This window comes from Streptosporangium brasiliense, from assembly GCF_030811595.1.
Classification (GTDB): domain Bacteria; phylum Actinomycetota; class Actinomycetes; order Streptosporangiales; family Streptosporangiaceae; genus Streptosporangium; species Streptosporangium brasiliense.
The window spans coordinates 1,279,152-1,299,639 of record NZ_JAUSRB010000002.1 but is presented as its reverse complement, the minus strand read 5'-3'; the positions used below and the strand labels follow the sequence as shown (position 1 = coordinate 1,299,639).

The window sequence follows — 20,488 nt, the reverse complement described above, 5'->3', positions numbered from 1 at the left end:
AGCCGCAAGCCACGCTCAAGCGGGCGTGAATAGATTCCGTGCCGTGAATCTCCGCATGGCATCGTCCAAGTCCTGGGCCGCGCTCGTCATCGGCGTGCTCGCCGTCGTCCTGCGCGTCGACATGTCCAACACCCTGACGGTCAACGGGCAGGTCACCTCCTGTAGCTACACCGACCTCGCCGGGATCGGCCTGGGCGGTCTCGCGGCGCTCGTCGCCCTGGGAGCCGGCTGGGAGGTCGCCACCGGCCTCACCCGTTACCAGCCCGTGGTGCGCAAGGGCGTCACCCTGGCCGTGGTGGCCCTTGCGCTCTTCCTCGGCACGGTCGGCCTGCTCAAGGGCTTCGCCGTCATCATGAGCCCCTGCGGCTGAGCCTCCGGCCGCTCCGCCACGGGCCCTTCTCGGTCCCCTGCGGGGCGGTACCAAGGTCATCCGGCGCCCGCCCCGGTGGGCTGGTCCCCGAATACGCGCAGGTCGCGTGGGGCGGCCGGGCTCCGGGCAGCCACCCGCCGCCCGGGGTCGGCCAGCGTACGATGCTTGGGCCGCATCGAAGTGGTCATATCGCCTTGGAGGACAGGTGCCAGCGGTCCAGCGGATCAACTCACGCAACGCTCGTTTCCAGCAGTGGGAGTCGCTGCTGACCAACCGCAACAAGCGGACCCGAGCTCGGGAGTTCCTGGTCCAGGGCGTCCGTCCGATCTCGCTCGCGGTGGAGTACGGCTGGCCGATCCACGCGCTCATCTACGACGGGAAGCGGAATCTGTCGAAGTGGGCGGAGGAGCTGCTGCGGACGGTGCGGACCGAGCGGATCTCGATGGCTCCGGACATGCTGGCGGACCTGGGTGAGAAGAACGAGACGCCGCCCGAGGTCATCGCCGTCGTGGGGATGCCCGCCGACGACCTCGGCCGCATCAGGGTCGACGACGACTTCCTGGGCGTCCTGTTCGACCGGCCGACGAGCCCGGGGAACATCGGGAGCATCATCCGCTCGGCGGACGCCTTCGGCGCGCACGGGCTGATCGTGGCCGGCCACGCCGCCGATGTGTACGACTCGAAGTCGGTCCGGGCGAGCACCGGCTCGCTGTTCGCGCTGCCCGCCGTCCGGGTGCCGTCGCCGGGCGAGGTGACCGGCTGGGTGGACGCCCAGCGGGCGCACGGAAGGCCGATAGTGCTGGTCGGCACGGACGAGCACGGTGAGTGCGACGTCTTCGACTTCGACCTCACCCAGCCGACGCTGCTGCTGATCGGCAACGAGACCACCGGGCTCAGCAGCGCGTGGCGCGAGCTGTGCGACCACATGGTCAGCATCCCGATGACCGGGGCCGCGAGCTCGCTGAACGCGGCGAACGCCGCGACCGCGGTCCTCTACGAGGCGGCCCGGCAGCGGATCGCCGCCGGGAGGCGGTCGGCGGTCGGGTCCTGACCATGGAGCCGGAGGAGCACGGCCGCGGAGCCGCGGACGTGCTCGGCGGCGCGGACGCGGGCGGCGTCCGGATCGCCGTCGTGGGCTCCGGTGGCGGCGTCCGGATCACCGTCGTGGGGTCCGGTGGCGGCGTCCGGATCACCGTCGTGGGGTCCGGTGGCGGTGAGTTTCACGCCGCCCGCGCTCCGGCGGACCGCTGAACGCACCGGTCGCCCATCCGGACGGGAAATCGCGTAGAAGTGGAGGCCGGGCGTATTCCGCCCGGTTCATCCACGAGATCGCGGTGATTGTCTCTCGCACGGGCGGCGGGCGTTGACAAGTTGATGATTTGACGATGAGCGTCCGGCGATCGGCCGCGCGCCGGTGGCTTATTCCGCAATCTTGGTGATCGCCCCGGATCCGCTCCCGGTGCCGATGGGCCCCGACGCCGGCGTGCCGACCGCGATCCGCGGCGCCCCTCCCGGCCAGGCCCGGAGGCCGCCCGACACCGGTCTGACCAGCGATGTCCGGGCCCCGTCACGTCCGGCAACGATCGCCGTGACAAGCACGTTATCCCCGAATGCGCCGGACGTGAATGCCTGCGGCCGACGCTCTAGTAGATCCCCTAAGAGTCCTTCGGAGGTTAATATCTCGCCGGGCGACATGGCACTCTTACCGGTCAATATGGCACTATTTTAGTCGATCTGGACCATTCGGGGTCTGGACGGATCGCATTTGACAGGAGAAGTTGACATAGCCATGCCCAGGCTTGACATGATGATTTCAATAGTGTATTGGGCAGGCCGTGTCGGGCTGCTTACGCCTTCTCGACGCTCTCTGTTTATCGGTGCACAACCGATTGTGGACATTGTCGGAATAATCCCTGGTCGGCTCCAAGGATGCGGCGGAGTCGCGCAGCGCCACGTCATCGGCACTCCCCGTCAACTGTGTGCGCAAGCCAGATCCTAGACTCCCGCCGCCCAGTCCACTTGTCCGGTCCACGGTCAGGCCGAAATCTCGCGCTGCGCTCCGCCATGACCATGATTAGTCATCTCGATTTGTCCGCAGGTATGTGAAAGCGATCACCGGGAGGCGGTTCGGGCGATTACCCGGAAGCGATTCGGGAGCAAATCTTAACGACAGACCGAGAGAGTTTTATGCTTGAACAGGGGAAAAGCATGTATACCAACTTCTCGCTATCGGAACTGGATGTCCGGATCATTGAAAGCATCGCCGCCGGAGAGCGCACCATACATATCGCGGCCAAGCTCTATCTGAGCCGCCAGGGGGTCGAGTATCACGTCAGCAAGATGTTGCAGAACCTCAGAGTTCCCAATCGCCCCGCTCTCGTGGCCAAAGCCTATTCCATGGGAATCCTCGCCGCCGGCACCTGGCCGCCGGAGGTCCGGAAGGAAAACGTCAACTGATCCGGGCCGGGACCGGCCTCAACCCGGGGACGAGATCGAGCAGGCCGCGCTGGAAGGCCTCGGCCATGATCTCGTGGCCCCTGGCGTTGAAATGCAGCGGGTCGATCCCCGGGGGCTCCAGATACAGGGCCGTCCATTCCGGTCCGAAAACATCCGGGCCATGCAGATAGAACAGATTCTCGTCGCCGTGCTCGCGTAGCCGCTCGACCGCCAGTCGGGTGTGCTCGCGGACCTGCTTCAGAGAGAAGACACCGGGGGTCTCCAGGGGATCATGCCAGGGCGAATGGTGATGCGACATGACGACGAACGGGGTCGTGGGATGCTTCTCCCGCACGCTCCGCACCAACCCGATCAGGTTCGCCTGGTAGGTGAACTCGTTCAGGCTGCGGGTGCCGTAGATGTTGATGCCCACGCAGCAGGTGAGCAGGTCCGCCGGAAGGTCTCGCATGAGCGAGCCGTAGAGGGGCTGCAGGTGGCACCCCGCCCCGATGGCCAGCGAGGTCAGATCCAGCCCGAGGGATCTCGCGACCGTGGCGAGCCAGGTGCGGCTCGGCGAGAGCGCCCCCCGTCCCTGGGATTCGGAGGAGCCGTAATGCACCCACCTCGGAGCCGGTTCGACGTCCCGCCGGACCGTGGCGTCCGTGGGCACCTCCACTCCGTGCATGACGAACTGGTTCAGGCAGGGCAGCCAGAGCTCCACCTTTTTGTCCCTGCCGGGCAGGCCCTCGACCAGGAACTCGCCGACCGCCCCGCCGGTCTCCAGCCGGACGCCGGCCGCCAGATCGCCGTCCACCACGACGTCCACGTGGCCGACGACGGGCGGCCCGTCCATCTCGGGGGCCGGCCGGGCGGAATATCGGCAGCGCACCCACGTGGCGTCGGTCACGAACGTCACCCGGACGCCCGAGGGCATCGCGGCCCGGCCCATGCCGCCCTCCGGGAAGAAAAGCGCGCGGTCCGCGAAGGGGATCCGCCAAGGCGCTATGCCGCCGTCGACTTCCTGGAGGGAGACCGCGCCGCGATAGGTCAGCGACGGATCCGTCGCCGACAGCCGACGTGCTGGTGTGTGCATACCCTGATCCACCTTGCCGAAATAGGACGAGGCTTCGGAGCCCAAATAACATTGAGGCACGATCATGCTAACAGTCCGCCCAGAAACCGATCGGAAGAAAAGCTAGAAATTTCCCCATAAAAAAATGGCTAGGCTGTTCTCACCTTTTCGTGTCGCCTGAAGCGCTTACCGGTAGGGGACCATGGGAGACAGCACGACTGTGGGCAAGTCCAATCCGTCCGACCATCCGATGGTGGTGGCGATATGCGCCTTCCGCGTCGAGAACGTACGCAAGAACCTGCGCCATAACCTCGCGCAGTTGTCCGGGGACGAATACTTCGTGCTGCTCGACAAGCCCATGAGCGCCGAGGCCGAGCAGGTGGCCGACGAAGTGCGCGCCGCGGGCGGGACCATGCACATCCTCGGCGCCACCGGCGGGATATCGGCCTCACGTAACAGGGTGTTCGCCCGGTGGCCGGGGCACCACGTGCTGTTCGTCGACGACGACGTCCGGCTCGACGCCGCGGCCGTCACCGCGATCCGCGAGTCCCTGCGGGGCGGCGCGCACATGGCCGGGGTCCGGCTGCGGCGGCCGGCCTGGCCCCTGCCCTGGTACCTCACCTCAGGTCAGTTCCACCTCGTCGGCTGGCACCGCGACAGGGGCGAGATCAAGATCTGGGGGGCCTGCATGGCCGTCGACACCGCCTTCGCCCACGCCCACGGGCTCCGCTTCGACCTGGCGCTGAGCCGTACCGGCGGCAACCTCCAGTCCGGGGAGGACACCACCTTCATCAGCCTGATGAGGGAGGCCGGCGGGCGGGAACGCCTGCTGCCGGACTGCTCCGTGGTGCACGACGTGGATCAGAACCGCCTGCGGCTGAGCTACCTCCTGCGGCGGGCGTACTGGCAGGGCCGGACCGAGGCCGGCCGCAACCAGGTGCGCGCGGGGTTCCGCAAGGAATGGGACCGGCACCGCACCGCGCCGGAGTCGCCCTTCGTCTGGCCGCTGGCCTGCCTTTACGGCGCGGTCACCGCCGCCGGTATCGCCCACGAGCTCCTGCTGCGGCTCCGCAGGCGTCCCGCGCGGGTGTACTCCCAGCAGCAGCAGGGCCGCCCCCGCCGGTGGGCCTGATCACGGCCTCCCGGTCGCGTCCGGCCGCAGTCGGAGCCGGTGGCCCCGGCCCCCGCCGCCGGGCGCTCCCCGACCCGCATCCTCCTGCCGGAGCCCGCCGGGCGCTCCCCGACCCGCACTCTCCTGCCGACCCCCGCCGGGACCGTCAGTGCCCGCCGGGACCGGCGTTCAGCGCGGCCAGGGACGCGATGGTCCTGACCTGCTCTCCCTCGGCCGGCGGCGCCGTCCGGACCGCGCGGAACGCGCGGTAGTGCCTGACGAGGTCCGGATGCACGCCGGGCGGGCAGCGGTAGCCGGTGTCGGCGAGGACGAAGGCCACGGGGCAGCCCAGGCTGAGCGCGGGCACCACATCGTGGTCGACCCGGTTCCCCACGACCAGCAGGTCGGCGGGGGCCGTGCCGAGATGCTCCAGCGCCAGCCCGAGCAGGGCGGGATCAGGCTTGGACACCCCCACCAGCGAGTCGAGGAACATGGCGTCGCACGCCTCGGTCACCCCCCAGTCCGCCAGGACGTCGGCGCATTCGGGCGGCTGGTTGGCCACGATGACCGTGGGGATCTCCCGGGCCATCGCCGCCACCGCCGCCACCGTGCCGGGGATCTCCTGGGCCAGCTCGCTCCAGGCGCTCCGGACCTGCGCCCAGCTCTGCGCCGCCGCGTCCGAATCGAGCAGTGTCCCGTCGTCGGAGCGCAGATAGAACCGTTCGGCGTGCTCGATGAAGGCTCCGAGCGTCATCGCCGGGTCGTCGGCGCGGAGCCGGTCGAAGGTGCCCTGAAGCCAGGCCAGTTCGAAAGGCTCGTCATAGTAAATGACTCCGCCGACGTCCAGCGCTGCGGCGCTGTATCGGGTCATGGCAACTCACTCCAGTATCGTCCGGGACATCTCGACGAGTCTCGCACGGCGATTATTGGGTAATCGACCCCATGGCCACTAATCGTGGAGTTCGCGGGTAAATACTAGTTGATTCCCTATTATCCGGCGCCGGGCCGCGATCGGCCCGCGATCCTCTCGTATCCTCTCGTGGAGAGCCTTTCTCCAGGGAGGGAGCAGTGGGCGTGACGGAGTTGAGAAGCGAGATCGACGGCCTTCGCCGAGAGGAATTCCGGCGAGACGGATTCACCATTCTTCCGCGACTCGCCGATGCCGACGAGGTCGCCTGGCTGCGCGGCGTCTACGACCGACTGTTCGCCCGGCACGGGAATACCGGGACCGCCGATTACTACGACATCGCCGGGCGGAAGGACGGCGCCGAACCGCCGCGGCTCCCGCAGATCGTCCACCCCGAGAAGTATGCCCCCGAGTTACCGGAGAGCGCGCACTTCGCACGCTGCCGCGCAATAGCCTCCGCGTTTCTGGAGATTCCGGAGGAAGAACTCGAATTCTACGGGCACGCGATTCTGAAACCACCGGGGTACGGCGCCCCGACGCCCTGGCACCAGGACGAGGCGTACATGGACCCGCGCTGGGCCCGTCGCGGCCTCAGCATCTGGACGACGCTGGACGACGCCACGGTGGACAGCGGCTGCCTGCACTACGCGCCCGGCCTGCACCGGGGGCCCGTCCTGCCGCACCACCACATCGACCACGACGACCGCATCCGCGGGCTGATGACGGAAGAGGTGGACGAGACGGCCGGAGTCCCCTGCCCGCTGGCTCCCGGCGGGGCGGTGATGCACGATTTCCGGACCCCCCACTACGCGGGCCCGAACCGGACCGACCAGCCGCGGCGCGCCTACGTGCTGGTGTTCATGGGGCCCGCCGTCGAGGTGGCGGACCCCGAACCCCGGCCGTGGCTCGTCGACGGCTGAACCGGCGGCCGGCGGCTCAGCCCCACGAGGCGCCAGCCAGCGCGGCCCGGAACACCTCCTCGTAGCGCCTGGCGATCTCCACATGGCCCCACAGCCGGATGGCCTCCTCCCGGACCTCGCCGGGCGCGGGGAGCCGTTCCAGGACCCCGCGGGCCTCGTGCCCGTCGAAGGCGGAGCCGTACGGCACCAGCCCGCCCACCGGCGGCACGATCTCGGCCAGGCAGCCGTTCCGGGTGCCCACCACGGGAGTGCCGCTGGCGGCGGCCTCGGAGACCACCGTGGCGCCGGGCTCGCACCAGATGCCGCCCCAGGGGCCGGTGGCCGGCTGCGACAGCGCCAGCACCGCCGCGGCCGTCGCCAGCAGCTCGTTGCGCCGCGGCCCGCCCACCTCGCCGACCAGCTCGACGGCGTCGCCGTGGTCGCGTCTGATCCGGTCGAGGTAGTCGGGTTCCCAGGCGGGCCCGGCCATCAGGAGGGTCCGCCCGCAGGCGTGGGCGAACGCGGCGGCCTCCAGCGCGCCCTTGTGCGGCGAGATCCTGCCCATGAACAGCAGGAAGTCCTCCTTCCGCGTGGCCGTCCGGTAGTTGGCCGGATCCACCGGGATCGGTATCACCGGTGCGTCCGGACCGCCTCCGCAGTGTGCCCGCTGCGCCTTCGAGCTGTAGACGCAGCCAGCCGTGTTGCGCGGGCGCGTGGTCATGTGGTGCGAGCTGATCAGGGCCACACCCGGGCGGAACTCGGTGGGGTCGACCGCGCCGCAGCTGTGGTCGTTCACCACGTCCACCCGCGCCGTGCGCAACCACTCCCGGATGTCCTCCGGCTCCCCGGCGGGCACGACCGTGAGGCGCGGATGGGTGACCGGGCTCCCCGGGGCGCCGAGCAGGAAGACCTCGTGCCCGAGCTCCAGCAGGCCGTTCATGAGGTTCGCCACCACCCACTGGATGCCGCCGTATCCCTGCGGGGGGACGGTGATCCACTTCCGCGTGTCGGTGGGCAGCCGCAGCGGCACGTTGACCAACGCGATCGTCAGCGGTTCCATCGCGGTCTCCTCAGCGGAAGAAGCTCAGCAGGTCTTCGAGCACGCGGCGGTAGCCGTACTCGACGCGCAGCCGGTCCTGGACGCCGCCCACGATCCGCGCGTGGTGTTCGTAGTCCGCGGTCAGGCGGGTGAGCACGGCGGCGGGGTCGGCGCCCAGCGTCAGGTGCGCGGCGTCGTCGCCGTAGACGGGGGCCATGAACTCCGCCTCGGCCGGCAGCACGGGCAGGCTGCCCGAGGCGAGCGTCTCGAACAGCCGGGCGGTGAGCAGGCCCGTCCTGGTCACCATCGGGCTGACGAGGATCGGCGAGATCAACGCCCGGCCCATCTCCTGGATGACGTGGTCGAAGGGCACCGGCGGGTGGACCTCGACGCCTCGCCGGCGCAGCCAGCCCGGCTCGCCGGAGGTGATGTCCTCGAACCCGGGGCAGGTCTCGCCCTCCCACCAGCGGCCGCAGACCCGTAGCCGGCGCAGCGGCGGCCGGGCCCGCGCCGCGGCCTCCACGACCTCGGCGAGCGGCTCCCAGCGACACCAGTTGCTGCCGATGTACTGGAGGTCGTAGTCACGCTTGCGGCCGAGCTCCAGCGGGTGCGACACGGCCCGGGGCAGCCCGAAGCACTTGAAGAACTCCGCTCCCGGGGGCAACGGCCCGGACACCTTGGGCTGGAGGACCAGATCGCTCAGCGTGGAGTAGAGCAGGCGCCAGCTCTCGACGGAGTACTTGTTCGACGCGCTGTCGCCGGCGGCGTCCTCCCCGGCTCCCCAGTGCCCGTCGAAGTCGACGATCAGCCGGCGGTCCCTGGGGAACGAGCCGGCCAGCTCGATCTGGTCCGCGGTCAGGAACTGCCTGGCCTCGAACATGAGGACCAGATGCGTGCCCCAGCGGACGTCCTGCTCGACCGGCAGGTGCCGCGGCACCTCGGCGTCCATCCGCGACAGCGGCGCGCTGACGCGGATCTCGCAGCCCACCTCCTCCGCCGCCCGCACGTAGGCGGCCACGGTCTGGCTGAATCCCGCCTGCCAGTGGAAGTTCCCGGAGATGAGGATCCGAGCCCGGTTCACCCGTCCACCGGCCTCTCCCGCTCCGCGCGCACCGCCGGCGACCGCCGGCCGCGGGCCCGCAACGAGCGATGGCGCACGCGGCGGTCCAGGATGACGGGCACCCGGCGGGCGAGCCACCCCACTGCCTCCACGGTCTCCCTGGTCCCCGTGGCCGGCGTGGTCCGGCCGCCCACGCCGTTGCCCATGAGGTCGGAGACGAACCAGCGGGCGGCGAGCCTGGCCGTCTTGAACGGGCCCCAGTCCACGTCGGTGAACAGGTAGTAGTAGCGGTTACGCCGCATGTTCACGCGGGTGTAGGTGCTGCCGCCGGGGGTGCCGCCCCCGCCGTAGTGCTGGATGCCGAGGTCGAGGAGCAGGGCCACCCGCCAGCCCGCCCAGCGGGTGCGGCGGCACAGGTCCACCTCCTCGTAGTAGGTGTGGAAGACCTCGTCGAGCAGGCCCACCTCGCGCAGCACCTCGGCCCTGACGAAGAGCGCCGACCCCTGGACGTAGGAGTGCTCCAGCGTCCTGGGCGCGCGCCCCTCCGGGCCGCCCGCGTGCGAGGGGTGATCGAGCATGTCGCCCGCGAAGGTGTGCTGCTCGCCCAGCCAGAGGGCGGTGTGGGTCCAGGTGTTGAACTCCAGCAGCTCGGTCGAGGCGGGGTCGTAGCGGTACTGCAACGGCCCGATGATCCCGTACTGCGGCCACTTCTCGGCGAACTCGACCAGGCCGCGGATCAGGTCGGGCGGCGTCCAGGTGTCGGGGTTGACCAGGAACACGTAGTCGGCGCCGTCCGCCAGCGCCGCGCGGATGCCGACGTTGTTGGCCCCGGTGAAGCCCAGGTTCCGGGAGTTACGGGTGATCCTCACCCCGGGGAACTCGTGCTCCACGTGCTCGACGCTGCCGTCCGACGAGGCGTTGTCGACGTAGTGCACGTCCAGCTCGAAGCCGGTGACGTCGCTGTCCAGCAGGGATCCCAGGCCGCGGTCCAGCCATTTGATCTCGTTCGTCCCCACCGTGATCGTCGCGACGCGCGGCGGGCGTACGGATGCCATCGCCTGTCTCCTTACTTCTTACTTCAGCACGGCACGGACGGCCTCGGTGAGCTGCGCTGCGCTGGGCAGCAGCGCGTGGTCCAGCGCGAGCGCGTAGGGGATGACGGCCCCGTCCGGCCGCGACACCCGCTTCGGCGGAGCGACCAGCGCGTACTCCTCGGCCGCCGTGGCCAGGATCTCGCCGCCGAGGCCGCACATCCGGTTGGAGTCGTCCATCACCACCAGCCGCCCGGTCTTGGCGACGGACTCGCCCAGCGTCGCCCAGTCGACGGGGTAGACCGTCCGGGGGTCGACGACCTCGATCGACACCTCGCCCGCGAGTTCGGCCGCGACCTGCAGCGCGGTCGGCACCAGATGCCCGACGGCGACCACGGTGACGTCCGTCCCCTCCCGGTGGACCCGCGCGCTGCCCAGGGGGACCGGGCCGAGTTCGCCGGTGACCTCCTCGGCCGTCCCCATCAGCATCGTGGGGGCGAACACGGCGACCGGGTCGGGGGTCGCGCATCGCGGACACCAGCAGCCCGTAGGCGTCCGACGGCGTCGCCGGCACCACGGTCTTGACCCCACGTGCGCGAAGAGACTGTAGGGGTGGTCGGAGTGCTGCCCGGCCATGCCGGACCGTGAACCCGAGCCGGGCACCAGGTAGGTGACGGGGACGCTCACCTGGCCGCCGGTCATCAGCGAGAACTTGTGCGCCTGGTTGGCGATCTGCTCGAACACCAGATAGAGCAGCGAGGGGATCTGGAACTCCACGACCGGCCGCTGGCCCGCCATCGCCGCTCCGGTGGCGAGGCTGGTGAACCCCTGCTCGGAGAGCGGCATGTCGACCACCCGTTCCGGGCCGTACGCCTGGGCCAGCCCCTGCGTGATGCCGGTCAGGCCGAGCCGCACGTCCTCTCCGAGGACGCACACCCGCTCGTCGCGGGCCATCTCGTCGCGCAGCGCCTGGTGCAGCGCGGTGATGTAGGCCAGGGGCGCCATCAGAGCACCGACCCCGGCCGCGCGGCGATCGGGCCGGCGTAGAGATACTCCAGCGCGTCCCCGGGGTCCGGCGCCGGACTCGACCGGGCGAACGCGACGGCGTCCTCGACCAGGGCGGCGATCTCGGCGTCCACGGATGCCACGACGTCCGCTGGGAGGCGGTCGCGCTGCAGGGTCAGCGGGTCGCGGTCCTGCCAGCGGGCGACCTCGTCGCCCTCCCGGTAGTCGATGCCCACCTGCTGCTCGAAGGAGTGGTGACCGTGGAACCGGTAAGTCTTGCACTCCAGGAAGTAGGGGCCCGCGCCGCGGCGGCACCCGTCGACCGCCGCGGCGGCCGCCTCGGCCACCGTCTCGACGTCCATGCCGTCGACCGACCACGCCGTCATGCCGAAGCCCGCCGCCCGCCGTACCGGATCGCCCGCCAGGCCCCTGCCGACCGGCAGGCTGGTCGCGTAGCCGTTGTTCTCGCAGACGAACACGACGGGCAGCGACCAGAGCGCCGCCAGGTTGAACGCCTCCAGGACGACCCCCTGGCTCAGCGCGCCGTCCCCGAAGAAGCTCACCGCCACCTGCTCCCGGCCGGCCCGCCGGGCCGCCCAGGCCGCGCCGGTCGCGATGGGCGCGCCCGCGCCCACGATCCCGTTCGCGCCGAAGATGCCGAGGCTGACGTCGGCGGCGTGCATCGAGCCGCCGCGGCCCCGGTTGAGACCCTCGGTGGTGCCGTACAGCTCGGCCAGCATCCGTTTCGGATCGGCCCCCTTGGCCAGCACGTGCCCGTGCCCGCGGTGCGTGCTGGTGATGACGTCCTGGACGTCCAACTGGGAGCACACGCCCACCGCGACGGCCTCCTGGCCGATGTACGGATGAATTCCGCCCACCAGTTCTCCGGAAAGGGCCATTTCGAAGCACCGTTCTTCGAATTCCCGGATCAGGCGCATCTCTCGGTAAAGGCGTCGGGATCGTTCTGGCGTGCTCGTCAAAGAACTCCCTTTCCCGATGGGAATCATGGACATTTAACTATATGCGATGAAAGATCGGGAAAAACTGAGAAAAACACCAGAGAATCAGCACTTGGCGTCAATCGGTTCGCCGGCCTCGGCCCACTTGTAGGTCTTGGCGATCCCGGCCGCGAGGGAGGTGCGGGCGCACCATTTCAGCTCGGCGGTGGCGCGGGTGACGTCCAGGGCGGAGTGCTGCAGCTCGCCGGGGCGGGCGGGGGCGAACAGCGGTTCCGGGGCATGGCCGGCGGTCCGCCCGATGAGCTCCAGGAGATCCAGGACGCTGGTCGGGACGCCGGTGCCGATGTTCCACACCCCGGGCCGCCCGTGGTCGACGGCGGTGCGGAACGCCTCGACGATGTCGCCGACGTAGACGTAGTCGCGGGTCTGGGCGCCGTCGCCGAACACGGTCGGCCGCCGCCCGAGCAGGACCCGGCCGCAGAAGATCGCCACGACGCCGGCCTCCCCCGCCGGATCCTGGCGCGGGCCGTACACGTTGCCGAGCCGGAGCACGGTGTGGCCGGTGCCGTAGAGCCGGTTGTACAGGCCGATGTACTGCTCGGCGCAGTACTTGGCCGTCCCGTAGGGGGCCTCCGGCTCGGGTGTCAGCCCTTCCGGAGAGGGGATCTCGGCGTCCGCCCCGTACAGGGCGCCGCCGGTGGAGGCGAAGACGACCCGGGCGTCGACCGCGCGGGCCGCTTCCAGCACGTTGATGGTGCCGACCACGTTGACCCCGGCGTCGGCCGCGGGGTCGGCGACCGAGGCCCTGACGTCGATCCGGGCCGCGAGATGGCAGATCACCTCCGGGCGGATCCGCTCGGCCAGCCGGGTGAGCGCCACGGCGTCGGTGACCGACTCCCGGTGGACGGCGACCCCCGGGTCCAGCCGTCCGGCCAGGCCGGTGGACAGGTCGTCGAGGACGGTGACGGCGTCGCCGCGTTCGAGCAAGGCGTCGGTGAGGTGGGACCCGATGAACCCGGCTCCGCCGGTCACGAGCACGCGCATGTCGCTCCTAGGCTGTCACGAGCTTTTCCAGAACGCCGAGGACCTCGGCGGGCAGGGGCATCTCGGCGATCTCTCGGGCGATCGCGCGCGCCCCCTCGGTGTAGGAGGGGTTCCCCAGCAGCTCCCGGCCGGCCGCCGCGACGGCGTCGGGCGTGTCCTGCCCGGGTGGCAGCGTCATCGCGACGCCCCGGGCGGACAGCATCCGCGCCCAGTCCGTGAACCTGCTCTCCTGCGGGATGATCAGTTGCGGGACGCCGGCGTGCAGCGCCGTCAGCGCGGTCATCGTGCCGGAGTGATGGACGATGAGATCGCAGGTGGGCAGCACCACGTCCATGGGGACCCAGCCCGCGTGGGCGACGCCGCGTTCGGCGCGCAGCTCCTCGCCCACCTCCTCCGGCGCCGCGATGACGACCTCCACGTCCAGCTCCGTGAGGGCGTCGGTCAGGCCACGCAGGAAGCCGAAGTTGTGCGTGGGCGTCGCCAGGCTTCCCGCGGTCACGAGCACCCGGCGGCGTTCCCCCCGGGAGCACATCCACGGTTGGAGCGGGCACTGCTCGTTCGTCGGTATCCACCGCATGGGCTGCGCGGGCGTGGCGCCGTCGGGCCTGGTGCTCTCCGGGAAGATGTCGACGGCCATGTCGAAGCCGGGGACGTGGTCGAGCCCCAACCTGTCCAGCTCGGGACGGAGCTCCTCCTCGACGCCCGGGTGGGTCCCCTCCCTGTCGATCGCGTTGCCGGTCAGCAGGTGCCGCACGCAGGGCAGGCCGAACTCGGCGGACAGGAGGGGCGCGACGTAGGCGTGCGGCCCGCCGACGATGAGGTCGGGCCGCCAGCCGGTCACCAGGTCGCGCAGCGGGTCGAGACCGGCGGCGGCCAGCCGCCCGAACATGTGGCCGACGAAGACGGGCAGCTCCGCCTCGTCCTGCGGGATCCGCAGCGGCTCTCCCGCGCGGTCGAGCGTCATCAGCTCCGTCAGCGACAACGGGGTCGTGGAGAACGCCGGCACGCCGATGCCCAGGGCCGCGGACACGGCTTCCCGCGTCGAGGCCAGGACGACCTGGTGACCACTCCCTCGCGCCGCGATCGCGAGCGGCGCGAGACCGAATACGCTCGACTTCGTCGGCCCCGAGATAAAAAGTATCTTCACAAGTCCTCCGGTCAGGGTCGGCTGAATATATATCCGACCGAGCTGCGGCCACACAATGCAGATCCCGGAGCCCGATTAGATCGAGGGATTCGCCTAGACTTCTTGATCATCCCCGCTTTGAAGCCTTCCCGCTAACCATCTTTCATATATTTTGTGGTTCCCTGTGTCGAGGGCGTCGTGACGGCTCGACATGGGCCGGGTCGGAACTGCGGAAACGGAAACGCGCAATGTCAACTGAGACCGTGCATTCGTGGGCGGCGGTAGATTTACGGGCACCGATCACGCCGGAGGGCCGGACCATGGTCGGCCTGCTGACCGGTTTCGACTCGCGGATCCGGGACGAGGCCGGTGGCAACGACCGGGCCGGAACCTTCCCCGTCGAGACCTTCGAGGGTTTCGCCAAGACCGGTCTGATGGGCGCGACCGTGCCCAAGGAACTGGGCGGTCTCGGCGTCGGCAAGATGTACGACGTGGCGGTGGGGCTGGTCGCGCTCGCCGAGGCCGACGCCTCGACGGCGTTGGCGCTGCACGTGCAGTTGAGCCGCGGGCTCACGCTGACCTACGAATGGCGCCACGGCCCCGCGCACGTCCGGGAACTGGCCGAGCGGTTGCTGCGGTCGATGGCGACGGGCGAGGCGGCCGTCTGCGGCGGGCTGAAGGACGCTCCGGGCGCGGTCACCGAGCTGACCCCCGACGGGTCGGGCGGCTGGCTGCTGTCGGGCCGCAAGACCCTGGTGAGCATGGCGCCGATCGCCACGCACTTCTTCGTGCACGCGCTGAAGCGGGCCGAGGAGGGGCCGGGGACGCTGGCCGTGCCCGTCGTGCACCGCGACACCCCCGGGCTCACGGTGCTGGACAACTGGGACGGCCTCGGGATGCGGGCCTCCGGCACGCTCGACATCGTCTTCGACAGGTGTCCCGTCCCGGCGACGGACATCCTCGACCGCGGCGAGGTCGGCGCGCGCCGCGACGCCGTACTGGCCGGGCAGACGGTCAGCTCGATCACCATGCTGGGGATCTACGCCGGCGCCGCCCAGGCGGCCCGGGACATCGCGGTCGGCATCTGCGCCCGCCGGTCGTCGGGCGTCCCCGCCGCGGCGCGCACCCTCATCGCCGAGACGGACGCCCGGCTCTACGCCCTGCGGACGGCGGCCGGCGCCGCGCTGCTCAACGCCGACGCCCTCTCCGACGACCTGACCGGGGATCTCGACGAGCGCGGGCGGCGCATGATGACGCCGTTCCAGTACGCCAAGATGACGGTCAACGAGCTGTCCATGCGGGTCGTCAACGACTGCCTCACGATGGTCGGCGGCCTTTCCTATTCGGGCGACCACCCGTTGGCGCGCCTTTACCGGGACGTGCGGGCGGGCTCGTTCATGCAGCCGTACAGCTACGTCGACGGCGTCGACTACCTGAGCGGTCAGGCCCTGGACCTCGACCAGGACAACGACTACATGAGCGTCCGGGCCCTCCGCTCCCAGGCTCCGTCGTAGGGAGGCGAACATGGCTATTCGAGTGTGGGACTATCTGCCGGAATACGAAAAGGAGCGGACCGATCTCCTCGACGCGGTGGAGACGGTTTTCGAGTCCGGAAACCTCGTGCTCGGCGAGAGCGTCCGGCGCTTCGAGGAGGAATTCGCCGCCTACCACGGCATGCCCCACTGCGTGGGGGTGGACAACGGCACCAACGCCATCAAGCTGGCCCTGCAGGCGCTGGGCGTCGGCCCCGGCGACGAGGTGATCACCGTCTCCAACACGGCGGCCCCGACGGTCCTGGCGATCGACGCCGTGGGCGCCACGCCGGTCTTCGTCGACGTGCGCGAGGACGACTACCTGATGGACTCCGGCCTGGTGGCCGACGCGATCACCGCGCGGACCAAGGTGCTGCTCCCGGTGCACCTGTACGGCCAGTGCGTGGAGATGGCCCCGCTCGAAAGGCTGGCCGCCGAGCACGGCCTGTCCGTCCTGGAGGACTGCGCCCAGGCGCACGGCGCCCGCCACCACGGCCGGACCGCCGGCACGATGGGCACCGCCGCCATGTTCTCCTTCTACCCCACCAAGGTGCTGGGCGCCTACGGGGACGGCGGCGCGGTCGTGACCGGCGACCCGGCCGTCGAGCGGAGCCTGCGGCAGCTGCGCTATTACGGAATGGACAGAGTTTATTACGTCGTCCAGACGCCCGGTCACAACTGCCGTCTGGACGAGGTGCAGGCGGAGATTTTGCGGCGGAAACTCCGGCGCCTCGACGATTACATCGCGGGCCGCCGCGCGGTGGCCGCCCGTTATGCCGAGGGATTGCGCGACGTCATCGGATCGACCGGTCTCGTGCTGCCGCCGGTGACCGCCGGAAACGAACACGTCTATTACCTCTACGTGGTGCGCCATCCACAGCGCGACAGAATCATCGAACAGCTCAAGAATCACGATATTCTGCTGAACATCAGCTACCCCTGGCCGGTTCACACCATGACGGGTTTCTCGCGTCTCGGATACGCGGACGGCTCACTGCCCGTCACCGAACGGCTGGCGAAGGAAATCTTCTCTCTCCCCATGTACCCCTCGATGCCGATCGACCTCCAGGACAAGGTGATCGGCGCGCTGCGCGAGGTGCTGGCGACACTCTGACGGTTAAGGAGATCATGATGTCTGCTGCTGCTGGAGGGACACGGCCCACGGGCACGTGCCGGGTGTGCGAGGGCACCGTCGTGGAGTTCCTCGACCTCGGCCGCCAGCCGCTCTCCGACCGATTCCTCAGCGAGCCGGACCTGGCCGGGGAGTTCTTCTTCCATCTCTCGGTCGGCGTGTGCGAGGCGTGCACGATGGTCCAGCTGATGGAGGAGGTCCCGCGGGAGAAGATGTTCCACGAGGACTACCCGTATTACTCGTCCGGGTCGTCGGTGATGCAGAAACACTTCGCGCACACCGCGCGCCGCTTTCTGGAGACCGAGCTGACCGGGCCCGATCCCTTCATGGTCGAGATCGGCTCCAACGACGGGGTGCTGCTGCGGACCATCCACGAGGCCGGCGTCCGGCACCTGGGGTTCGAGCCGTCCGGGAAGGTGGCCGACGTGGCCAGGGCGGGCGGCCTGCGGGTGCGTGGCGACTTCTTCGAGGAGTCGACCGCGGTCGAGGTCCGTGCGGCCGAGGGCCCGGCCGACGTCATCTACGCGGCCAACACGATCTGCCACATCCCCTACCTGAAGTCTGTCTTCCAGGGGGTCGACGCGCTGCTCGCCCCCGACGGCGTCTTCGTCTTCGAGGACCCCTACCTGGGGGACATCCTGGAGAAGACGTCGTTCGACCAGATCTACGACGAGCACTTCTTCTTCTTCACCGCGCGCTCGGTGCAGGCGATGGCCGGGCGCTTCGGGTTCGAGCTGGTCGACGTGGAGCGGCTGCCGGTGCACGGTGGCGAGGTGCGCTACACGATCGCGCGGGCCGGGGCCCGCAGGCCCGCCGGAAGCGTCGCCCGGCTGATCGCCGAGGAGGAGGACCGCCGCGTCGCGAGCCCGGAGCGGCTGGGCCGTTTCGCGGCCGACGTCAACGGCATCCGCGACGACCTGCTCGCCCTGCTCCGGCGGCTGAAGGCGGAGGGGAAGCGGGTCGTCGCCTACGGCGCGACCGCCAAGAGCGCGACCGTGACCAACTTCTGCGGCATCGGACCCGAGCTGGTTTCGTGGGTCTGCGACACGACGCCGACGAAGCAGGGCCGGCTGACCCCCGGGGCGCACATCCCGGTCCGGCCGGCAGAGGCGTTCTCCGCCTCCGCCGCCGACTACGCGCTGCTGTTCGCCTGGAACCACGCGGACGAGATCATGGCCAAGGAGCAGGAGTTCCGCAGGGCCGGTGGCCGGTGGATCCTCTACGTTCCCAGGGTTCACGTGGAGAGCTGAGCCGACATGCACGCACGCGAGCTGGCGGTCGAGGGCGCGTTCGCCTTCACCCCGACCGTCTTCCCGGACCACCGGGGGGTCTTCCTGTCACCGTACGAGGAGTCGGCGTTCGTCGAGACGGTCGGATACCCGCTGTTCCCGGCGCGGCAGCTCAGCTACAGCGTCTCCCGCCGGGGCGTGGTCCGGGGCCTGCACTTCACGGCGGCGCCACCCGGCACCGCCAAGCACGTCCACTGCCCGCGGGGCAGGGTGCTCGACATGGTCGTCGACGTGCGGGTCGGGTCCCCCACGTTCGGGCGGTGGGACGCCGTCGTCCTCGACTCCCGGGACCGCCGCTCGCTCTACCTCCCGGTGGGCGTCGGCCACCTGTTCGTCGCGCTGGAGGACGACAGCATGATGTCCTACACCCTGTCCCAGGAGTACGTGCCGGAGAACGAGCTGGCGCTGTCGCCGTTCGACCCCGCGCTGAACCTGCCCATCCCCGAGGACGTCGAGCCCGTCCTGTCCGACCGGGACCGGACGGCGCCCCGCCTCGACCAGGCCCTGGCCGCCGGCCTGCTGCCGGACTACCGGACGTGCGTCAAGATCGAGGCGGGCTTCCGGCCAGGGCGCGCACCATGCGGGTGAGGGCCTCGCGCAGCGGCACCCGGGGCCGCCACCCCGTGACCGCGCGGAACGCCGACGAGTCGACCACCACGCTGTGGAAGTCGGTCCGCCGGGCGTCCGCGGGCGGCGGGACGGAGACGACCGGGACCGGCGGGCGCTCCGTATGCGCGGACACGAGGCCGGCGATGGTCCGGAAGACGTCGCCGATCCGTTCGCCCCGGCCGCGCCCGAGGAGCCAGTGCCCGCCGGCCAGGGCGTCCGCGTGGTCGAGTGCCGCGACGAAGGCGTCGGCCACGTCGTGGACGTAGAGCAGCTCTCTCTCGACCGTGCCGTCATGCCACATGGTGAGCGCCTCACCGGCCAGTGCGCGGCGTGCCATCGTCGCCAGCACGCCCCGGTCGGGGCCGTCGCCGAACACCGTGGGCAACCGCAGGGAGACGCCGCGGACGGTCCCCGCGTGCGAGGCGCGTTTGAGCAGGCCCTCCGCCGACTGCTTCTGGCGGTCGTAGGAGGTCTGGGGACGGTCGGGCTCGGTGCCGTCGATCGGTGACCTGGGCGGCGGACCCACCTGGGAGACCGAACCGGCGGACACGACCACCGGGGGACGTCCCCCACGGCCCGCCCGCAGGCACCCGACGAGGTCGCGCATCACGTCCACGTTCACCCGCGCGGTCGCGGAGTCGTCGTCGGCCCCGCGCCAGCCGGAGGCGTCGAGCACGAGATGGATCACCGCGTCGGACCCGGCCACCGCCTCCGCGAGGCTCTCGGCGTCGGTGAGGTCGGCCGTGCGCACCTCGAACTCGGCCGGACCGGCGGCGGGCACCGCGGCCGGCCTGCGAGAGACGGCCCGCACGCTGACCGGGCGCTCGGCGAGCGCCGCCAGAACGGCGGAGCCCACGAACCCCGAGGCGCCGAGCACCGTGATCAGCGGCCGGGCCATCCGCCGACGCCTCTGTCGTTGCGGTAGAGCGCCTGCCAGTAGTAGGTCCACGGAACGGACCGGCCCTCGGCGACGCACCGCCAGCCGTCGCCCGGCCTGTAGGCGGTGACGAACTTGCGCGACTGCGCCTCGACCGCGCGGTTGTCGTGGATGTCGATGACGTCCCGCAGCGGCCCGGTGCTCAGCGCCAGGGCGACGACTTCGTCCCCCTGGGAGTGGCCGTCCAGGCTCTTGTCCAGATACTTCCCGACCGGATTGTTCACGTAGAGGTGGCGGCAGGTCACCGCGATGCGGTCGAGGTAGGCGCGTACCGTCCGCGCGTTCATCTCGGCGAACGAGTCGATGTTGATGCACAGGTCGAAACTCAGGTCCCGGAACAGGGCGTCGACTCCGCCCGCCTCGTCCACGGAGTGGAAGTGGATCCTCGCGAACCGCTCCTCCTCCAGCACCGTCCCCAGGTAGGCCCGGCAGAGCTGGATCGAGTTCTCCAGATCGACTATGTGGTAGGAGGCGAGATCGTGGTTGGACATGATCGCGTGGCAGGTCCGGCCGTACCCCGCGCCGATCTCCAGGACCGCCGATCCGTCCAGGTCGAGGTGGCCGGCCAGGAACTCCACCTCGAACACGGCCTGTAAATAGTCCATGCAGATCGTTTCACCGTCGTATCTGACGGCGATGGGATTTCCCACTTCACGGTTGTGAATTCTGCGGAGCCTGGCCCGGTTGGCCTCGCTCAGGCCGGCGCTCAGATTGAAGACCAAGGTCTTCAGATACCTCACGCCATTGACCCCTGGATCCCAGAGGGCCATTTTGAAGTTCACCTCGTTGGACTTGAAGTTGGCCAGGTCGGCGACGGCCTCCTTCGTCACTTTGGTCCTGCCGTACCGTTCCCAGAGCGGGCTCCGGCCATACTCGTCGTCCATTGGTTTTCCTTACGGGATGGAGGGCCAACGATAGCAATCGTCGCCG

Annotated in this window: 21 protein-coding genes; 10 read left to right on the top strand and 11 right to left on the bottom strand. The window is 70.0% G+C overall.

All coding sequences use genetic code 11. From position 1 onward, the window contains the following. The first annotated feature begins 43 nt into the window (after positions 1–43). The 4 genes from J2S55_RS14515 (at position 44) to J2S55_RS14500 (ending at position 2,827) form a co-directional block, all read left to right on the top strand. A complete protein-coding gene (locus tag J2S55_RS14515) occupies positions 44–370 on the top strand; it encodes a hypothetical protein (RefSeq protein WP_306860754.1) in 327 nt (108 codons plus the stop codon). Between the two features lie 205 nt (positions 371–575). Then, entirely contained in the window at positions 576–1,421 is an 846-nt protein-coding gene (locus J2S55_RS14510; RefSeq protein WP_306860751.1) for an RNA methyltransferase, read from the top strand. 2 nt (positions 1,422–1,423) lie between these two features. Continuing rightward, a complete protein-coding gene (locus J2S55_RS14505) occupies positions 1,424–1,621 on the top strand; it encodes a hypothetical protein (protein ID WP_306860749.1) in 198 nt (65 codons plus the stop codon). Positions 1,622–2,578: 957 nt separating this feature from the next. Beyond that, positions 2,579–2,827 carry a LuxR C-terminal-related transcriptional regulator gene (locus tag J2S55_RS14500; protein WP_306860747.1) on the top strand — a complete coding sequence of 83 codons (249 nt, stop codon included), beginning with the start codon at positions 2,579–2,581 and terminating at the stop codon, positions 2,825–2,827. Here the strand turns inward: J2S55_RS14500 and J2S55_RS14495 are convergent. Continuing rightward, positions 2,820–3,899: a GDSL-type esterase/lipase family protein gene (locus tag J2S55_RS14495; RefSeq protein WP_306860745.1), complete on the bottom strand. Its 1,080-nt coding sequence runs from the start codon at positions 3,897–3,899 to the stop codon at positions 2,820–2,822. The genes J2S55_RS14500 and J2S55_RS14495 overlap by 8 nt on opposite strands. A gap of 181 nt (positions 3,900–4,080) precedes the next feature. Between J2S55_RS14495 and J2S55_RS14490 the strand changes: the two genes are divergently transcribed. Beyond that, entirely contained in the window at positions 4,081–5,010 is a 930-nt protein-coding gene (locus J2S55_RS14490; RefSeq protein ID WP_306860743.1) for a glycosyltransferase family 2 protein, read from the top strand. A gap of 145 nt (positions 5,011–5,155) precedes the next feature. Here the strand turns inward: J2S55_RS14490 and J2S55_RS14485 are convergent, their stop codons facing one another. Next, a complete protein-coding gene (locus tag J2S55_RS14485) occupies positions 5,156–5,860 on the bottom strand; it encodes an HAD family hydrolase (RefSeq protein ID WP_306860741.1) in 705 nt (234 codons plus the stop codon). 203 nt (positions 5,861–6,063) lie between these two features. Between J2S55_RS14485 and J2S55_RS14480 the strand changes: the two genes are divergently transcribed. Further along, positions 6,064–6,816 (top strand): phytanoyl-CoA dioxygenase family protein, encoded by a 753-nt coding sequence (locus tag J2S55_RS14480; RefSeq protein WP_306860739.1) that lies wholly within the window; start codon positions 6,064–6,066, stop codon positions 6,814–6,816. A gap of 16 nt (positions 6,817–6,832) precedes the next feature. On the opposite strand, the gene J2S55_RS14475 is transcribed toward J2S55_RS14480, so the two are convergent. The 7 genes from J2S55_RS14475 to J2S55_RS14445 form a co-directional block, all read right to left on the bottom strand. Further along, entirely contained in the window at positions 6,833–7,855 is a 1,023-nt protein-coding gene (locus J2S55_RS14475; RefSeq protein WP_306860737.1) for a glycosyltransferase, read from the bottom strand. A gap of 10 nt (positions 7,856–7,865) precedes the next feature. Next, positions 7,866–8,915: a hypothetical protein gene (locus tag J2S55_RS14470; RefSeq protein WP_306860734.1), complete on the bottom strand. Its 1,050-nt coding sequence runs from the start codon at positions 8,913–8,915 to the stop codon at positions 7,866–7,868. After that, positions 8,912–9,949 carry a glycosyltransferase family 2 protein gene (locus J2S55_RS14465; RefSeq protein ID WP_306860732.1) on the bottom strand — a complete coding sequence of 346 codons (1,038 nt, stop codon included), beginning with the start codon at positions 9,947–9,949 and terminating at the stop codon, positions 8,912–8,914. Before J2S55_RS14465 ends, J2S55_RS14470 begins: the two co-directional genes overlap by 4 nt. Before the next feature lie 18 nt (positions 9,950–9,967). After that, positions 9,968–10,930 carry an alpha-ketoacid dehydrogenase subunit beta gene (locus J2S55_RS14460; protein WP_306860730.1) on the bottom strand — a complete coding sequence of 321 codons (963 nt, stop codon included), beginning with the start codon at positions 10,928–10,930 and terminating at the stop codon, positions 9,968–9,970. Continuing rightward, positions 10,930–11,868, bottom strand: coding sequence for a thiamine pyrophosphate-dependent dehydrogenase E1 component subunit alpha (locus J2S55_RS14455; protein WP_306860728.1), 939 nt, complete (start codon positions 11,866–11,868; stop codon positions 10,930–10,932). The genes J2S55_RS14460 and J2S55_RS14455 overlap by 1 nt, the downstream gene beginning before the upstream one ends. 126 nt (positions 11,869–11,994) lie before the next feature. Beyond that, positions 11,995–12,933, bottom strand: coding sequence for an NAD-dependent epimerase/dehydratase family protein (locus J2S55_RS14450; RefSeq protein ID WP_306860726.1), 939 nt, complete (start codon positions 12,931–12,933; stop codon positions 11,995–11,997). A gap of 7 nt (positions 12,934–12,940) precedes the next feature. Further along, positions 12,941–14,080: a nucleotide disphospho-sugar-binding domain-containing protein gene (locus J2S55_RS14445; RefSeq protein WP_306860724.1), complete on the bottom strand. Its 1,140-nt coding sequence runs from the start codon at positions 14,078–14,080 to the stop codon at positions 12,941–12,943. Between the two features lie 227 nt (positions 14,081–14,307). On the opposite strand from J2S55_RS14445, the gene evdC reads away from it, so the two are divergent. From evdC to J2S55_RS14425, 4 genes are read left to right on the top strand one after another with little or no spacing between them, the layout of a single operon-like run. After that, the gene (evdC, locus tag J2S55_RS14440; protein WP_306860722.1) at positions 14,308–15,573 is read left to right on the top strand and encodes an L-evernosamine nitrososynthase; all 1,266 of its coding nucleotides are present in this window, start codon (positions 14,308–14,310) and stop codon (positions 15,571–15,573) included. A 10-nt stretch (positions 15,574–15,583) separates the two neighbouring features. Continuing rightward, entirely contained in the window at positions 15,584–16,705 is a 1,122-nt protein-coding gene (locus tag J2S55_RS14435) for a DegT/DnrJ/EryC1/StrS family aminotransferase (RefSeq protein ID WP_306860720.1), read from the top strand. Between the two features lie 14 nt (positions 16,706–16,719). Next, positions 16,720–17,973 carry a methyltransferase domain-containing protein gene (locus J2S55_RS14430; protein WP_370879671.1) on the top strand — a complete coding sequence of 418 codons (1,254 nt, stop codon included), beginning with the start codon at positions 16,720–16,722 and terminating at the stop codon, positions 17,971–17,973. A 6-nt stretch (positions 17,974–17,979) separates the two neighbouring features. Continuing rightward, positions 17,980–18,600: a dTDP-4-dehydrorhamnose 3,5-epimerase family protein gene (locus J2S55_RS14425; RefSeq protein ID WP_306860718.1), complete on the top strand. Its 621-nt coding sequence runs from the start codon at positions 17,980–17,982 to the stop codon at positions 18,598–18,600. Here J2S55_RS14425 and J2S55_RS14420 read toward each other — a convergent pair. After that, complete coding sequence (locus J2S55_RS14420) at positions 18,554–19,519, bottom strand: NAD-dependent epimerase/dehydratase family protein (protein WP_306860716.1); 966 nt, start codon at positions 19,517–19,519, stop codon at positions 18,554–18,556. The two genes, J2S55_RS14425 and J2S55_RS14420, sit on opposite strands and share 47 nt — an antisense overlap. After that, a complete protein-coding gene (locus J2S55_RS14415) occupies positions 19,504–20,442 on the bottom strand; it encodes a putative sugar O-methyltransferase (protein ID WP_306860715.1) in 939 nt (312 codons plus the stop codon). The genes J2S55_RS14420 and J2S55_RS14415 overlap by 16 nt, the downstream gene beginning before the upstream one ends. Between the last annotated feature and the right edge of the window lie 46 nt (positions 20,443–20,488).

Bases quoted from the DNA above. Each gene is read 5' to 3' on its own strand.
- J2S55_RS14505 (WP_306860749.1), top strand. From the start codon at position 1,424: ATGGAGCCGGAGGAGCACGGCCGCGGAGCCGCGGACGTGCTCGGCGGC.
- J2S55_RS14500 (WP_306860747.1), top strand. From the start codon at position 2,579: ATGTATACCAACTTCTCGCTATCGGAACTGGATGTCCGGATCATTGAA.
- J2S55_RS14495 (WP_306860745.1), bottom strand. From the start codon at position 3,899: ATGCACACACCAGCACGTCGGCTGTCGGCGACGGATCCGTCGCTGACC.
- J2S55_RS14490 (WP_306860743.1), top strand. From the start codon at position 4,081: ATGGGAGACAGCACGACTGTGGGCAAGTCCAATCCGTCCGACCATCCG.
- J2S55_RS14485 (WP_306860741.1), bottom strand. From the start codon at position 5,860: ATGACCCGATACAGCGCCGCAGCGCTGGACGTCGGCGGAGTCATTTAC.
- J2S55_RS14475 (WP_306860737.1), bottom strand. From the start codon at position 7,855: ATGGAACCGCTGACGATCGCGTTGGTCAACGTGCCGCTGCGGCTGCCC.
- J2S55_RS14465 (WP_306860732.1), bottom strand. From the start codon at position 9,949: ATGGCATCCGTACGCCCGCCGCGCGTCGCGACGATCACGGTGGGGACG.
- J2S55_RS14460 (WP_306860730.1), bottom strand. From the start codon at position 10,930: ATGGCGCCCCTGGCCTACATCACCGCGCTGCACCAGGCGCTGCGCGAC.
- J2S55_RS14455 (WP_306860728.1), bottom strand. From the start codon at position 11,868: ATGCGCCTGATCCGGGAATTCGAAGAACGGTGCTTCGAAATGGCCCTT.
- J2S55_RS14450 (WP_306860726.1), bottom strand. From the start codon at position 12,933: ATGCGCGTGCTCGTGACCGGCGGAGCCGGGTTCATCGGGTCCCACCTC.
- evdC (WP_306860722.1), top strand. From the start codon at position 14,308: ATGTCAACTGAGACCGTGCATTCGTGGGCGGCGGTAGATTTACGGGCA.
- J2S55_RS14435 (WP_306860720.1), top strand. From the start codon at position 15,584: ATGGCTATTCGAGTGTGGGACTATCTGCCGGAATACGAAAAGGAGCGG.
- J2S55_RS14430 (WP_370879671.1), top strand. From the start codon at position 16,720: ATGATGTCTGCTGCTGCTGGAGGGACACGGCCCACGGGCACGTGCCGG.
- J2S55_RS14425 (WP_306860718.1), top strand. From the start codon at position 17,980: ATGCACGCACGCGAGCTGGCGGTCGAGGGCGCGTTCGCCTTCACCCCG.
- J2S55_RS14420 (WP_306860716.1), bottom strand. From the start codon at position 19,519: ATGGCCCGGCCGCTGATCACGGTGCTCGGCGCCTCGGGGTTCGTGGGC.
- J2S55_RS14415 (WP_306860715.1), bottom strand. From the start codon at position 20,442: ATGGACGACGAGTATGGCCGGAGCCCGCTCTGGGAACGGTACGGCAGG.